Genomic DNA, 14,135 nt, shown 5'->3' on the forward strand with positions numbered 1-14,135 from the left:
GTAAAATATGAAGACGTTGAAACACTGGAGTTTGCACCAACAGCTGGAGCATCACGTTGAACTGACCGTTGATGGTCAGCACACTTTGTATCTGTATGTGCTGGAAGAGAATTTATTCCGCGTCCTGCTGAAGCGCCAGGGCCAACTGGCGCTGGATCGCACATGGAGTATCGCCCCGCAGCAGGATGTGCCGTGGGAAGGCCGCGCGCGGGATGACCTCAGCGGTTTTAGCCTCCCGGCCTGGCAGATGACCAAAGAAGATGACGCACTGACCATCGCCACCCGCCAGCTGCGCGTCACCGTCCACCAGCCGCTTTGGCTGGAGTGGAGCTATCGCGACGACGCCGGTGAGTGGCAGACGCTCGCCAATGACCGCCCAACCAGCGCCTATCTGGCAAATGCCCACGGGGATGGCGTCGCCCATTATCTCAGCCGCCGTAAAGATGAGCGTTTCTACGGGCTGGGGGAAAAAGCCGGCGACCTGCAGCGTAACGGTAAACGCTACGAAATGCGTAACCTCGATGCCATGGGCTACAACGCCGTCAGCACGGATCCGCTGTATAAACATATTCCGTTTACCATCACGCAGCGCAGCGATATCAGCTACGGCCTGTTCTATGACAACCTGAGCAGCTGCTGGCTGGATCTGGGTAATGAAATCGACAACTACCACACCGCCTATCGCCGCTGGCAGGCGGAAGCCGGCGACATCGATTATTACCTGTTTACCGGTAAGCAGGTGCTGGATGTGACCAAGGCGTTCGTCCGTCTGACCGGTAAAACCCTCTTTGGGCCAAAATGGAGCCTCGGCTACAGCGGTTCGACGATGCACTATACCGACGCGCCGGATGCGCAAAATCAGCTGATGAATTTTATCCGCCTGTGCGAGCAGCATGCGATCCCCTGCGATTCGTTCCAGCTCTCTTCCGGCTATACCTCAATCAACGGCAAGCGCTACGTCTTTAACTGGAACTACGACAAGGTGCCGCAGCCAAAAGTGATGAGCCGGTCGTTCCACGATGCCGGGCTGAAACTGGCTGCCAATATCAAACCGTGCCTGCTGCAGGATCACCCGCGCTATGGCGAAGTGGCGGAACGCGGCCTGTTTATTCGCGATTCGCAAACCGATACGCCGGAGCGCTCCAGCTTCTGGGACGATGAAGGTTCGCATCTCGACTTCACCAACCCGCACACCGTGGCCTGGTGGCAAGAAGGCGTAACCACCCAGCTACTGGAGATGGGTATCGATTCGACCTGGAATGATAATAACGAGTATGAGGTATGGGACGGCGAAGCGCGTTGCTACGGCTTTGGCCGCGAAATCGCCATTAAGCATATTCGCCCGGTGATGCCACTATTAATGATGCGCGCCTCGCTGGAAGCGCAGCAGCGTTTTGCGCCGCAAAAGCGCCCGTATCTGATCTCCCGCTCCGGCTGTGCCGGGATGCAACGCTACGTACAGACCTGGAGCGGCGACAACCGCACTAACTGGGATACGCTGCGCTATAACACCCGTATGGGATTAGGGATGAGTCTTTCCGGGCTGTTTAACGTCGGCCATGACGTCGGCGGATTCTCCGGCGATAAACCCGAGCCAGAACTGTTCGTTCGCTGGGTGCAAAACGGCGTGATGCATCCGCGCTTTACCATTCACTCGTGGAATGACGACCAGACGGTCAATGAACCCTGGATGTACCCGGAAATCACCCCGGCGATCCGCTCTGCCATCGAGCTGCGCTACCGTCTGCTGCCCTATTTGTACACCCTGTTATGGCAGGCGCATGCCGATGACGAACCCATGTTGCGCCCGACCTTCCTCGATCACCAGCACGATACCCAGACCTTCGCCGAGTGTGATGACTTCATGCTGGGGCGAGATCTGCTGGTGGCAAGCGTAGTCGAGCCCGGCGTCCGTCAGCGCCAGCTGTGGCTGCCCGATAATCAGGACGGCTGGTACGATTTTTACAGCCACCAGTGGTTCGCCGGTGGTCAGTGGGTGACGCTGGACGCGCCGCTGGAAAAACTGCCGCTGCTGGTCCGCGCCGGCGCCGGTCTGCCGCTCAGTGAACGTATCAACCACGTCGATGCGCAAAAAGACGATCGTCGCGAACTGCAGTTGTTCCCGCTGAAAGGTGCCGGCTCAACCCGCGGCCTGCTGTTTGAAGACGACGGCGAAAGCTGGGGCTATAAAGAAGGGGATGCGCTATGGCTGGAGTGGGAAATGACCTGCAGCGCCACTAGTGTAAACCTGAATATTAACGCTCGCGGCAACTATCGCCCGGCGTGGAAAGCGCTGAAGCTGTTATTACCAGCGGGAGAAAAACGCCAACTGCTGGTGAATGGCGTCGAAGGAACGGAGTGGATGCTCTGACCAAGGCCCGCTGAAACCGCCGGTATTGGTGGTCTCAAAATCCCCGGTGGCGCTACCGCTTACCGGGGCTACAGCACTATGCTGTTTGGTAGCCCGGGTAAGGCGTAGCCGCCACCCGGGTAACGGAGAGGGATTACTCGATACCTTTACTGCGCAGGTAATCTTCGTAGTTGCCGCTGAAATCGATGACGCGTTCTGGGGTGATCTCCAGTACGCGAGTCGCCAGCGAGCTAACGAACTCACGGTCGTGAGAAACGAAAATCAGGGTGCCCTGATACATCTCCAGCGCCATGTTCAGCGATTCGATCGATTCCATATCCAGGTGGTTAGTCGGTTCATCCATCACCAGGATGTTCGGTTTCTGCATCATCAGCTTACCGAACAGCATGCGTCCTTTCTCGCCGCCGGAGAGGACTTTCGCCGGCTTTTTAATATCGTCCTGGCTAAACAACAGACGACCAAGGATACTGCGTACCGCCTGCTCGTCATCGCCTTCCTGTTTCCACTGGCTCATCCAGTCAAAGACCGTCAGGTCGTTCTCGAAATCTTCGGCATGATCCTGAGCGTAGTAGCCGATACGGGCGTTTTCGGACCACTTGACGGTCCCGTTATCCGCTTCCAGTTCGCCGACCAGCGTTTTCAGCATCGTTGATTTACCGACGCCGTTGGTCCCCAGTACCGCCAGCTTTTCGCCAACTTCCAGCAGCAGATTAACCCCTTTGAACAGCGGGCCGTTATCAAAGCCTTTCGCCAACGCTTCCACTTCCAGCGCGTTACGGAACAGTTTCTTATCCTGTTCGAAGCGAATGAACGGGTTCTGACGGCTGGAGGCTTTCACTTCATCCAGCTTAATTTTATCAATCTGACGGGCACGGGAAGTCGCCTGACGCGATTTTGAAGCGTTGGCGCTAAAACGGCTAACAAAGGCCTGCAGGTCGGCAATTTGCGCTTTCTTCTTGGCGTTATCGGCCAGCAGACGCTCACGCGCCTGGGTCGCCGCGGTCATATACTCGTCATAGTTACCCGGATATACGCGCAGTTCGCCGTAATCGAGATCCGCCATATGAGTGCAGACCATGTTCAGGAAGTGACGGTCGTGCGAAATGATAATCATGGTGCTGTCACGTTCGTTCAGCACCTGCTCCAGCCAGCGAATGGTATCGATGTCGAGGTTGTTCGTCGGTTCATCGAGCAGCAGGATATCCGGATTGGAGAACAGCGCCTGCGCCAGCAGGACACGCAGTTTCCACCCCGGCGCGACTTCGCTCATTGGGCCGTAATGTTGCTCCACCGGAATACCGACGCCGAGCAGCAGTTCACCGGCGCGCGCTTCGGCGGAATAGCCGTCCATCTCGCCGTATTTTACTTCCAGGTCGGCCACTTTATAGCCGTCTTCCTCGCTCATTTCCGGCAGCGCGTAGATGCGATCGCGCTCTTGCTTCACTTCCCACAGCTCGCCGTGGCCCATGATAACCGTATCCAGCACGGTGAACTCTTCGAAGGCGAACTGATCCTGGCGCAGCTTACCGATACGCTCGTTCGGGTCAAGCGAAACGTTGCCCAGCGTCGGCTCAAGATCGCCGCCGAGGATCTTCATAAACGTAGATTTGCCGCTGCCGTTGGCGCCAATCAGGCCGTAGCGGTTGCCGCCGCCAAATTTGACGGAGATGTTTTCAAACAGCGGCTTACTGCCAAACTGCATGGTGACGTTGCTGGATACTAGCACGAGGATATCCTGAAAATAGAGAATTAGGGATGTGATGAACCAGACATTATGCCAGCAAATGGTTCACTTTTCACGGCTTGCGGTAAAAAGCCCGCCAATAACTATGCTATGGTCAGGGTTTTACCGCAAAATGACCGATTGCTAAGACATAATAATTATCCGCAATTCAGAGGGAATTTATGACCACCCGCACCAGCCATCCTGCATTTATCTCGCTTCAAGGCGGCATCAACTTTCGCGACCTCGGCGGTCAACGCGCGGCCGATGGCCGGCGCGTACGTTCTGGCAAACTGCTGCGCTCAGGCTCGCTGCACAACATGACGCCGGAGGATCTCAATCATCTCAGCGCCATTCCGCTGAGCCGGGTGCTGGATTATCGCGATCCGACGGAGGTCAATCGCAGCCCTGACCGGCTAAATAGCGAAGCCTTCTACCTCAACGCTCCGGCTAATCCGCTTTCCAGCAGCGTCAATGCGAAAGTCACCGAGTTTAACGCCGCGACCCTCAACACCATGGACGGCGAGCAGTTTATGCTACAGCTCTACCGCCAGTTGCCGTTTGATAACGCCGCCTATCGCCAGTTGACTCAGTGGTTGATGGAACCTTTCGACGGCGCTCTGCTGCAGCACTGCGCGGTTGGTAAAGACCGTACCGGCGTCGGCTGCGCCCTGACGCTGTTCGCGCTTGGCTGCGATAGCAATACGGTCATGGAAGAGTATCTGCTGACCCAGGGGATGCTGGCGCAGGTCGAAGGATTCCTGCTCGATACCTTCGGCGAAGGCCTTAACGATAATGGGCGTAAAAATCTCGCCGCCATCATGACCGTCCAGGAGTCGTATCTGGCGACCGCGTTGTCCAGCATTGAACAGCGTTACGGTCATGTCGACCGCTGGCTGGAACAGGAATATCGCCTGACGCCGCAGGCGCGCGAAGCGTTACAGTCGCGGCTGCTGGAAGATTAATCCACGTTTCGATAACCAGACGATTCGCCGTGAAAGCGGCGCGTTGCGCACTACACTAGTAGCAACAGGAAAAAATTGTGATTTCGTACACATCTGATTTACCTGTTTATCGGAAAGCACATATAATGCGCTCCCATCTACTATCTGAATATCTAACAAGGCCCGTGTGGCGTTGACACCGCGCACGACATGAAGAATATGAAATTATCGACACTCTTAGCGGCAGCCTTCGCCATCGTGGGCTTTTGCAACACAGCTTCAGCTGTTACCTATCCTCTGCCGACCGACGGCAGCCGTCTGATTGGCCAGAACCAGGTCATTACTATTCCAGACGATAATAAACAGCCGTTGGAATATTTCGCTGCCAAATACCAGATGGGTCTGTCCAACATGCTGGAAGCGAACCCGGGCGTGGATACCTACCTGCCGAAAGGCGGTACCGTGCTGAATATTCCGCAACAGCTGATTCTGCCGGACACCGTGCATGAAGGCATCGTTATCAACAGCGCCGAGATGCGTCTGTACTACTACCCGAAAGGCACTAATACCGTGATCGTACTGCCGATCGGTATCGGCCAGTTGGGTAAAGATACGCCGATCAACTGGACGACCAAAGTTGAGCGTAAGAAAGCGGGCCCGACCTGGACCCCGACGGCGAAAATGCACGCCGAATACGCCGCGGAAGGTAACCCGCTGCCGGCAGTCGTGCCAGCAGGCCCGGATAACCCGATGGGCCTGTACGCCCTGTATATCGGTCGTCTGTATGCCATCCACGGTACCAACGCCAACTTTGGTATCGGCCTGCGCGTGAGCCATGGCTGCGTGCGTCTGCGTAACGAAGACATCAAATTCCTGTTTGAGAACGTGCCGGTCGGCACCCGCGTGCAGTTTATCGATGAGCCGGTAAAAGCCACCACCGAACCGGATGGCAGCCGCTACGTCGAAGTACATAACCCGCTGTCGACCACCGAAGCGCAGTTCAAAGGCGGCGAAATCGTGCCTATCAGCCTGACTCAGGCCGTGCAGTCGGTGACCAGCCAGCCTGACGTTGATCAGAGCGTAATGGATCAGGCGATCCAGAACCGTTCAGGGATGCCGGTGCGCCTGAACTAAGTTCAGCCAGCACATGAAAACGGCGGGCCTGGTGCCCGCCGTTTTTTATCTGCATCTGCTAAGCGCAGCGCCAGCAGGGTAAATCTTCCGGCTAGCCGTTATTGACCAGAATGACCCCGCCATGATCGTAGCGGTAGCGGCAGTGCGCGTACTCCAGCGGCGTACCGTCTTCCAGATAAATCACCTGCTCAACCTCCAGCACTGGGTCGGTCGGCTCGCAGTTAAGATGTAATTTATCCAGCTCATCCGGCTTCATCGCCCGCACCACCCGATATGACCCCATCAGCTTCAGCCCCAGCGTCTCCTGCACATAACGAAACACCGAACTCTGCAGATGGCTTTTATTGAGTCCCGGCACCAGCGCTACCGGCATCACCGTTAAATCCAGCGAAACCGGCTCGCCGTTAAGCAACCGCAGGCGGACGAAGTCATACACCGGCGCATCGGCGTCGATCAGCAGCGAACTCTGCTCCTTCTCGCTGGGAAAACGCAGCTCAAAGCGCACGACTACGCTTTGCACTTCGCCAAGATGCTCCCAGGTTTTGGTGGCGCCGAAATAGTCGCTGCCGGGCAGTTCCCACTGCGATAGCTGGAGGAAATTTTTCCGCACAAAGGTGCCCTGCCCTTTGCGGGTGTAGATAAGCCCCTCGACAATCAGCTGACGCATCGCCTGCTGGATCGTCATCCGACTGGTATTGAACTCTGCCGCCAGGGCAAACTGGTCGGGTAACGGCGCGCTGGCAGGATACTGCTGGCTAATGATCCGCTTTTTTATTTCCCGCGCGATATTAAGATACTTCGCCGTCATTCTCCGATCCTTTAACATTTTGTGAATGGCTGGCGGGCGGCATACACCGCCCGCTCGCCGTTACATCTCTTCGCCATTACTGTGAATCACCCGCTTCAGCCACGCGTAGCTTTTCTTCGGCACCCGCTTCAGATCCTTAAGATCGTGGTTTTCACGATTGACGTACACCACGCCGTAGCGTTTACGCATGTCGCCCTGCGAGCTAAGGATATCGATTAATCCCCAGCCGAGATAGCCTATCACCTGCGCCCCGTCTTCAAACATTGCCGCTTTCATGGCGTCAATGTGATCGCGGTGATAGGCAATACGATAATCATCAGCGACCGGATTTTCGCCATCCCAGGATTCAATTACCCCGATACCGTTTTCAATCGGGAAGACCGGCAGCCGCCAGTCGTTGTAATAGCGGGTAATGATCATGCGGAATCCCAGCGGATCGATCTGCCAGTTCCATTCCGTCGCCTTCAGGTATGGATTGTCCTGATTACCGAAGAGCATGTAGTTATTCACCGCCGTGCCCGGCGGAATCGCATCGCTATTGAGCGCGCGGCTGGCGTAGTAGCTGAATGCCAGATAGTCGACCTTCACCCTCGCCATCAGCGCGATATCTTCAGGGCGATAGATATCATCAAAACCTTCACGGGCGACAAAATGCATCACCTCCGGACTATAGCCCTCGCCCGCGTACGCGCGCAGCAGGTTCTGGTTTAAAAACTCGTCCAGTTGCTGGGCGCACAGAATATCGCGCGGCTTACAGGTTGCCGGATAGACCAGCGCATGGGCCAGCATTCCGCCCATTAGACACTGTGGTTTGGCCTGATGTAGATAGTCGGTGAGATGAACGTGCGCCATCATCACGTGGTGCTGAATTTGGTAAAGCTCGCGCAGCGTTTTATCGCCACGCAGATAACCGGTGATCAGAAAAGCCTCCGGCGAATGGTAAAGATTCTGTTCGTTGAAGGTCAGCCAGTACTTCACCTTATCGCCGTAGCAGTCGATCATCTTCTGGCCATAGCGGATAAAGGCGTCCATTACCCGGCGGTCGGTAAAACCGTTGTAGCGCTCCGCCAGCGACAAGGGCATATCGAAGTGATAGAGGCAGATCATTGGTTCAATACCGCGGGCAATGAGCTCATCAATAAACTGATGGTAGAACGCAATCCCCTCTTCATTGAACTCGCCATCTCCCTGCGGGCAGACGCGGCTCCAGGCTATCTGGAAGCGATAGCAGTTCATGCCCAGATCCTGCATTAAATCAAAATCTTCGCGGAAGCGATGGTAGGAGTCGGTCGCTACCTTCCAGTCCGAGGCGAACTCCGACGGTTCACGGATATCGTATACCGACATCCCCTTCCCCCCCTCATTCCACGCCCCTTCGGTCTGCATGCTGGAGACCGAATTACCCCATAAAAAATTGGCCGGTAGTTTGTCTTTCATGGTTCGCCTCTGTATATGACTAGTCATTTAAATGTTATGACTAGTCATATACAAAAAAACCGCCGCCGAAGCAAAAGCAGGATCGTTTTCTGTGAGCCATACAAACAAAAAAGATCGCCGCAAGCGGCGATCTTTATAAGCACGGAAAAAACGGCGTTACTGCGCGTCAAGCTGCTTACGGCGATATTCCCCCTGGCGCTCCAGCATCCAACCCGGATACTCGCGCGGCAGCGCGCTGACCGCGTCAAGCTGGCGTAACTCATCTTCACTCAGGCGAATAGCGGTGGCGGCAATGTTATCCTGCAACTGCTCGGCCCGTTTGGCGCCAATAATAACGCTGGTGACCGCCGGCTGATGCAGTAACCACGCCAGCGCAATCTGCGCCACCGAGACCCCTTTCGCTTCGGCTATCGCCTGCATGACGTCAATGCAGTCAAAGGCGCGATCTTTATTCACCGGCGGGAAGTCAAACTCCAGGCGACGACCGCCCGCTTCCGCCTGCCCATCGCGGCGATATTTACCGCTCAGCAGACCGCCCGCCAGCGGGCTCCAGACCATCAGGCCGAGACCTTCGCTTTGCATCATCGGTACCAGTTCGCGCTCCAGGTCACGCCCGGCAATCGTGTAGTAAGCCTGCAAAGAAGCAAAGCGCGAGAGCCCAAGGCGTTCCGCGATGCCCAGCGCTTTGGCGATTTGCCAGGCCGCCCAGTTAGAAACGCCGATGTAGCGCACGTGCCCCTGCTGCACCAGGGTGTCCAGCGCCGACAGCGTCTCTTCGATAGGCGTCGCCGGATCGAAACCGTGTAATTGGTAGAGATCGATATGATCGAGCTGCAGGCGGCGCAGGCTCTCTTTCACGCTGCCCATAATGTGGTAGCGGGAGCTGCCGCGCGAGTTCACCCCAGCGGTGCCGGTTTCGCCGAACACTTTGGTCGCCACCACCACGTTTTCACGCGGTATCTTCAGGTTCTTTAACGCCTGGCCGGTTATCTCCTCCGAGCGTCCTTCTGAATAAACGTTGGCGGTATCGATGAAGTTGATGCCCGCATCCAGCGCGCTGCCCACCAGCTGTTCGGCTTCCGCCTGGCGCAGCTGGCCGATTTTTCCCCACATCCCCTCTTCGCCGCCGAAGGTCATGGTGCCAAGGCACAGCTCAGAGACAAACAGGCCGGTATTTCCCAGTTTTTGATAACGCATAGCAGTGTCCTCATTCGGATGATTAACGTCAGCCAGATAGTTATAGCCCGAGCGTCGTCATCGCGAATGGGGTGTTCCTGCCCGTTTCTTGCCCAATCCTCTGAAAATCAGCGCCACAGCGCGAGCAAGGCATAACCGGTGAGTGCCGCCCAGATCAGCAGCGGAATGGAATAAAGATGAAAGCGCCACCAGATCCGGCGGTCGCCGGCCATCCGCAACGCAATCAGATTCGCCAGCGACCCGGGCAGTAGCCCAAAGCCGCCGACGTTCACCGCCCACGCTAACAGCATCGTTGGCGGTACGTAATTAAGCAGCAAAATAGTCGATGGCACGTTGCTGATAAACTGCGACAGTCCGATTGCCGTCAGCCACAGCCCGCCGGAAGAGAGCTGGCCGACGCCGTTCAGCCACTGCTGCAGTACCGGCAGCTGCGTCAGCAGGTGAACGTCGATAAACATCGCCATAAACACCAGCAGCAGCGACCAGTCGACGTTGATAATCACCGCTCGCGCCAGCAACAGGAACCCGACGGCAATGAGCGCCAGTCCCCAGAGTTCCTGCTTCATCTCCAGCGCCGCCAGAAAGATAAGGTAGAAAGCGAGGCAGCTCCACACCAGCTTAGGCCGCCACTCCGGCGCTTTGTCGCTACTTTGATAATTGAGCCGAGCGGCGGGGAAACAGAACCAACACAGCACCAACAGCGTGATCATCATCGCCGCCGCCAGCGGCAGCATCTGGCCGATAAAGGCAAGAAACGATAGCCCGGAGCGCCCCCACAGTAAGATATTCTGCGGATTGCCGATGGGCGTTAATAAAGAGCCGGCATTAACCGCCAGCGCTTCAAAAATAATCAGCCGGTTCACCGGGATGGCGCACCATTTTTTCAGCGTCAACGTGAGGGGGACGACGATGAACAGTGCGACGTCGTTGGTCAAAAAAGTGGAAAGCAGCGCGGCAGCCAACACCATAAAGATGGCCAGCTGGCGTTCGGTGACGAAACGGCGCGCCATTTTGCGCCCCAGTACATCAAAATAACCGCTCAGTTCAATCCCTTTTGTCAGCAGCATCAGCCCGCTGAGCGTGATGATAGTGTGCCAGTCGATAGCCTGCCCCCAGCGCCGAGGCGCGAAAGGAACGAACAGACTAAGAATAATGGCGATAAGCAATAAAAGATGCAGGAAACGGTCACGGGCGAGCGACTGCACAAAGGGGAGATTCATTCCGCGTGTAATCTCTGGGTAAACAGCTTAAATTGCGCCAGCGTCTCTTCGCTGACGTGGTGCTCCATTCCTTCCGCATCGCGGCGGGCAATCTCCGCACTCACGCCAATCGCCAGCAGAAAGTTTTCCACAATCTGATGACGCTCGCGGCTTTCATGGGCCAGCTTTTCCCCTTCCGGGGTTAAGAAGATCCCGCGCCAGGGGATTTGTTCGATCAAGCCGACGCTCGCCAGACGTTTAAGCATTTTCGCCACCGTCGGTTGCGAAACGCCAAGACGCGCAGCCATATCCACCTGGCGCGCTTCGCCCACTTCGTTGATCAGATCGGAGATCAGCTCCACATAGTCATCAATCAGCTCGCGACGATGCGCTTCGCGCACCTGACGGAACCCCTCTACGTGTTCTTCGACATTAACCAGCTGCGTCACTTTTTTAGTTATGGGCTTACCTGCGCGACGGTTCATTGTGCTTCCTCGTTGGTGTGACGCGTCAAGCATCATATAAAAGGATCCACATTGTAATGGATTGCGCCCGTAGCACAAAAAATTAACGTTTTAGCCATAGCTATAAAATATAGCCTGTGCTATATCTGTATGTAATGCAAACAGCCATCACGGATTTGACGGCGCGAAAACGCAGGAGGAATAACCATGAACGAATTCAAGAGGTGCTTAAACGTGTTTAGCCATTCACCCTTTAAAGTACGCTTAATGCTGATCGGCATGCTGTGCGACATGATCAACGGCAAACCGCAGCAGGACAAACCTAACCACTAACGCGGCGTCGCGGTACGCCGCTTCATTTTTTTGTCATTTTCCCCCGTTAACCTACCCGGTTTCCTCGCCTTTCAGCGCTTTTTTCAAGTTTTGTAAGCTTTCTCGCAAAACAATCTGTTATGAACAGTTGACCTTACCATTCGCAGGCCCTATCGTTTGTCAGCCCTGCCACTACTGCGGCTCGCAGAGACCCTCTTCACGCACTGTCCAGCAGGTTTTACCCCCTTGATGCCAGGGGACGAACATGGCGTCTTGTTGATTACGAATTATGAATGTCACTCTGAAAGAAACGCTGGCCGCCCGCAGGCTGGCCCTGAACCCGTGGACAGGATTCTACTTTTTACAGTCGCTGTTGATTAATCTGGCGCTTGGGTATGAATTTAGCTTGCTCTATACCGTTGCGTTTACCTGCGTACTCCATCTGCTGTGGCGCACCTTCCCGCGGGTACAAAAAGGCGTTGTTGGCCTCTATTCCCTGCTGGCCGCAATGTACTATCCCTTCGGCCAGGCTTACGGCGCGCCGAACTTCAATACGCTACTGGCGCTGCACGCGACCAACGTTGAAGAATCGACGGAAATACTCACTATTTTTCCGTGGTACAACTATTTGCTGGCGGTATTTATCTTCGCCCTCGGCGTCATTGCCATACGGCGGAAACCGCAGCCGCCCACGCGCCTTGGCAAAGTGGAATATCTGGGGCTGCTGTTTAGCATCGGTATCTTCTTTCTACAGCCAGTGCAGAATCTGGCCTGGGGCGGCGTCTTTAAAGTCATTGATAGCGGTTATCCCGCCGTGCGCTTCGTAAAAGACGTGATCGTTAATAACAATGAAGTGCTGGATGAACAGGCGCGGATGGCGCAGTTAGCGAACATGAAAGATAGCTGGCACGTGCTGGCGGTGAAGCCTAAGTACCATCTCTATGTTGTGGTGATTGGCGAAAGCGCGCGCCGCGATGCGCTTGGCGCTTTCGGCGGCCACTGGGACAACACGCCGTTCGCCAGTTCGGTCAACGGCTATCTGTTTAAAAACTACGTCGCCGCCAGCGGCTCCACGCAGAAATCGCTGGGCCTGACCCTCAATCGGGTGGTAGACGGTAAACCCCAGTATCAGGATAACTTCGTCACCCTCGCCAACCGCGCAGGCTTCCAGACCTGGTGGTTCTCCAATCAGGGACAAATTGGTGAATACGATACCGCCATCGCCAGCATCGCCAAACGCGCCGATGAGGTGCAGTTCCTGAAAAACGGAGATTTTGAAGCCAATAAAAATACTCAGGATGAACAACTGCTGAAACTGACCGAGCAGGTCTTATCAGTCGAGCGCAGCCAGCCGCAGCTGATCGTATTACATATTATGGGCTCGCACCCGCAGGCCTGCGATCGTACCAAAGGCAAGTACATCACCTTTGTGCAGTCAAAGGAGACCTCGTGCTATCTCTACAGCGTGACGCAAACCGACGCGCTGTTGGCAAAGCTCTACGGCCAGCTACAGAATTCCGGCAGCTCTTTCTCGCTCACCTATTTTTCCGACCACGGTCTGGCGTTTAAAGAACGCGGTAAAGCAGTGCAGTATCTCGCCCATGATGACAAATATCAGCAGAACTTCCAGGTACCGTTTATGGTGCTCTCCAGCGACGATAAAGCGCATAAGATGATTAAAGCCCGCCGCTCGGCGAATGATTTCCTCAGCTTCTTCTCGCAGTGGACCGGCATCAGCGCACAGGAAATTACCCCACGCTATCGCTTTATCTCGGAACAGAAAGCCGGACCGGTGTATATCACCAATTTCCAGTTACAGAAAGTGGACTACAACCATCTGGGCAGCGACGAGTTTACCGTCAACTAAGCGGGGCCCGAATCGCAGGCAAAAAAAATCCGCCCCTTGAGGCGGATTTTTTATATCACCGAAGTGATTAGAAGCGGTAACCTACACCAGCAATCCAGGTGCCGACGTCAACGTTACGAATGCGAGACTGCTCGTAGGAGAAGTCCAGGGCAACGTTTTCGATCGGGTTGAACTGCATACCAGCGCCGTAAGAGAAACCGTAGTCGCTCATGTCGGATTTCTGGTTCGGGAAGTTGTTGTTCTGGAATTTACCGTAGCCAACACCGATTACGCCGTAGATGCTCGCCCAGTCGTTCAGACGGTAAGCCGGACCAGCGGTGATGCCGTAGTACTGGCCTTTGTTGTAAGTACCGTTGCTGGTGTTGTCTTTTTCGGTGTAGGTGAAGGAACCGATAACGCCCAGCGGGTTGTTATCTTGCTCGTAACGGTACTTAAGGTTGAAACCGCCTGCTTTGTTGGCTTTACCCTGCATGTCGCTCTGAGCGTAACCACCGGTAACGGTAGAAGTTGCAGCGAAAGCAGTAGTACCTACGGATGCAGCCAGAACAACGGCCAGTGCTGAAAGACGTGCAATTTTATTCATAACCACCTCAAATGTGTTTCTAATAAGTCCTAAGTCTTAAATATATCAAAAACTTTTGGGAAACTCTTTTGACTTTACATTGTCTAACATACTTTT

At 55.2% G+C, this 14,135-nt stretch carries 12 protein-coding genes; 5 read left to right on the forward strand and 7 right to left on the reverse strand.

Features of this window, described 5'->3' with window-relative positions:
* The first annotated feature begins 7 nt into the window (after window positions 1–7).
* Entirely contained in the window at window positions 8–2,371 is a 2,364-nt protein-coding gene (locus PGR10_RS15050; RefSeq protein ID WP_430923716.1) for a TIM-barrel domain-containing protein, read from the forward strand.
* Between the two features lie 133 nt (window positions 2,372–2,504).
* On the opposite strand, the gene PGR10_RS15055 is transcribed toward PGR10_RS15050, so the two are convergent.
* Entirely contained in the window at window positions 2,505–4,097 is a 1,593-nt protein-coding gene (locus tag PGR10_RS15055; RefSeq protein ID WP_015367567.1) for an ABC-F family ATPase, read from the reverse strand.
* A 179-nt stretch (window positions 4,098–4,276) separates the two neighbouring features.
* Here PGR10_RS15055 and PGR10_RS15060 point away from each other — a divergent pair, with 179 nt between their 5' ends.
* Both PGR10_RS15060 and ldtB read left to right on the forward strand, forming a co-directional pair.
* Window positions 4,277–5,059, forward strand: coding sequence for a tyrosine-protein phosphatase (locus PGR10_RS15060; protein ID WP_047049100.1), 783 nt, complete (start codon window positions 4,277–4,279; stop codon window positions 5,057–5,059).
* A gap of 198 nt (window positions 5,060–5,257) precedes the next feature.
* Window positions 5,258–6,172 carry a L,D-transpeptidase gene (ldtB, locus tag PGR10_RS15065; protein ID WP_015367569.1) on the forward strand — a complete coding sequence of 305 codons (915 nt, stop codon included), beginning with the start codon at window positions 5,258–5,260 and terminating at the stop codon, window positions 6,170–6,172.
* A gap of 91 nt (window positions 6,173–6,263) precedes the next feature.
* On the opposite strand, the gene PGR10_RS15070 is transcribed toward ldtB, so the two are convergent.
* The 5 genes from PGR10_RS15070 to mntR all read right to left on the reverse strand — a co-directional run bounded on the left by PGR10_RS15070 (window position 6,264) and on the right by mntR (window position 11,298).
* Window positions 6,264–6,980: a GntR family transcriptional regulator gene (locus PGR10_RS15070; RefSeq protein ID WP_087860015.1), complete on the reverse strand. Its 717-nt coding sequence runs from the start codon at window positions 6,978–6,980 to the stop codon at window positions 6,264–6,266.
* A gap of 60 nt (window positions 6,981–7,040) precedes the next feature.
* Window positions 7,041–8,417 carry a glycoside hydrolase family 1 protein gene (locus PGR10_RS15075; protein ID WP_316424449.1) on the reverse strand — a complete coding sequence of 459 codons (1,377 nt, stop codon included), beginning with the start codon at window positions 8,415–8,417 and terminating at the stop codon, window positions 7,041–7,043.
* A gap of 156 nt (window positions 8,418–8,573) precedes the next feature.
* A complete protein-coding gene (locus PGR10_RS15080) occupies window positions 8,574–9,614 on the reverse strand; it encodes an aldo/keto reductase (RefSeq protein WP_113373914.1) in 1,041 nt (346 codons plus the stop codon).
* Between the two features lie 107 nt (window positions 9,615–9,721).
* Window positions 9,722–10,834: an anion transporter gene (locus PGR10_RS15085; RefSeq protein ID WP_087860018.1), complete on the reverse strand. Its 1,113-nt coding sequence runs from the start codon at window positions 10,832–10,834 to the stop codon at window positions 9,722–9,724.
* On the reverse strand, window positions 10,831–11,298 hold the full coding sequence (mntR, locus tag PGR10_RS15090; RefSeq protein ID WP_113373913.1) for a manganese-binding transcriptional regulator MntR: 468 nt from the start codon (window positions 11,296–11,298) through the stop codon (window positions 10,831–10,833). The genes PGR10_RS15085 and mntR overlap by 4 nt, the downstream gene beginning before the upstream one ends.
* A 186-nt stretch (window positions 11,299–11,484) precedes the next feature.
* Here mntR and mntS point away from each other — a divergent pair, with 186 nt between their 5' ends.
* Both mntS and PGR10_RS15100 read left to right on the forward strand, forming a co-directional pair.
* Window positions 11,485–11,610 (forward strand): manganase accumulation protein MntS, encoded by a 126-nt coding sequence (gene mntS / locus PGR10_RS15095; RefSeq protein WP_015367575.1) that lies wholly within the window; start codon window positions 11,485–11,487, stop codon window positions 11,608–11,610.
* Window positions 11,611–11,878: 268 nt separating this feature from the next.
* Window positions 11,879–13,456: a phosphoethanolamine transferase gene (locus PGR10_RS15100; protein WP_430923717.1), complete on the forward strand. Its 1,578-nt coding sequence runs from the start codon at window positions 11,879–11,881 to the stop codon at window positions 13,454–13,456.
* Window positions 13,457–13,523: 67 nt separating this feature from the next.
* On the opposite strand, the gene ompX is transcribed toward PGR10_RS15100, so the two are convergent.
* Entirely contained in the window at window positions 13,524–14,039 is a 516-nt protein-coding gene (ompX, locus tag PGR10_RS15105; protein ID WP_015367577.1) for an outer membrane protein OmpX, read from the reverse strand.
* Window positions 14,040–14,135: the final 96 nt, after the last annotated feature.

Origin of the sequence: Klebsiella sp. 141198 (assembly GCF_050600785.1) — a bacterium.
Taxonomy (GTDB): domain Bacteria; phylum Pseudomonadota; class Gammaproteobacteria; order Enterobacterales; family Enterobacteriaceae; genus Klebsiella; species Klebsiella aerogenes.

What these genes read in the sequence shown, in the direction of transcription:
- PGR10_RS15075 (WP_316424449.1), bottom strand. Translation starts at nt 8,417, where the DNA reads ATGAAAGACAAACTACCGGCCAATTTTTTATGGGGTAATTCGGTCTCC.
- PGR10_RS15100 (WP_430923717.1), top strand. Translation starts at nt 11,879, where the DNA reads ATGAATGTCACTCTGAAAGAAACGCTGGCCGCCCGCAGGCTGGCCCTG.
- ompX (WP_015367577.1), bottom strand. Translation starts at nt 14,039, where the DNA reads ATGAATAAAATTGCACGTCTTTCAGCACTGGCCGTTGTTCTGGCTGCA.
- mntS (WP_015367575.1), top strand. Translation starts at nt 11,485, where the DNA reads ATGAACGAATTCAAGAGGTGCTTAAACGTGTTTAGCCATTCACCCTTT.
- PGR10_RS15085 (WP_087860018.1), bottom strand. Translation starts at nt 10,834, where the DNA reads ATGAATCTCCCCTTTGTGCAGTCGCTCGCCCGTGACCGTTTCCTGCAT.
- PGR10_RS15070 (WP_087860015.1), bottom strand. Translation starts at nt 6,980, where the DNA reads ATGACGGCGAAGTATCTTAATATCGCGCGGGAAATAAAAAAGCGGATC.
- PGR10_RS15050 (WP_430923716.1), top strand. Translation starts at nt 8, where the DNA reads ATGAAGACGTTGAAACACTGGAGTTTGCACCAACAGCTGGAGCATCAC.
- mntR (WP_113373913.1), bottom strand. Translation starts at nt 11,298, where the DNA reads ATGAACCGTCGCGCAGGTAAGCCCATAACTAAAAAAGTGACGCAGCTG.
- PGR10_RS15080 (WP_113373914.1), bottom strand. Translation starts at nt 9,614, where the DNA reads ATGCGTTATCAAAAACTGGGAAATACCGGCCTGTTTGTCTCTGAGCTG.
- ldtB (WP_015367569.1), top strand. Translation starts at nt 5,258, where the DNA reads ATGAAATTATCGACACTCTTAGCGGCAGCCTTCGCCATCGTGGGCTTT.
- PGR10_RS15060 (WP_047049100.1), top strand. Translation starts at nt 4,277, where the DNA reads ATGACCACCCGCACCAGCCATCCTGCATTTATCTCGCTTCAAGGCGGC.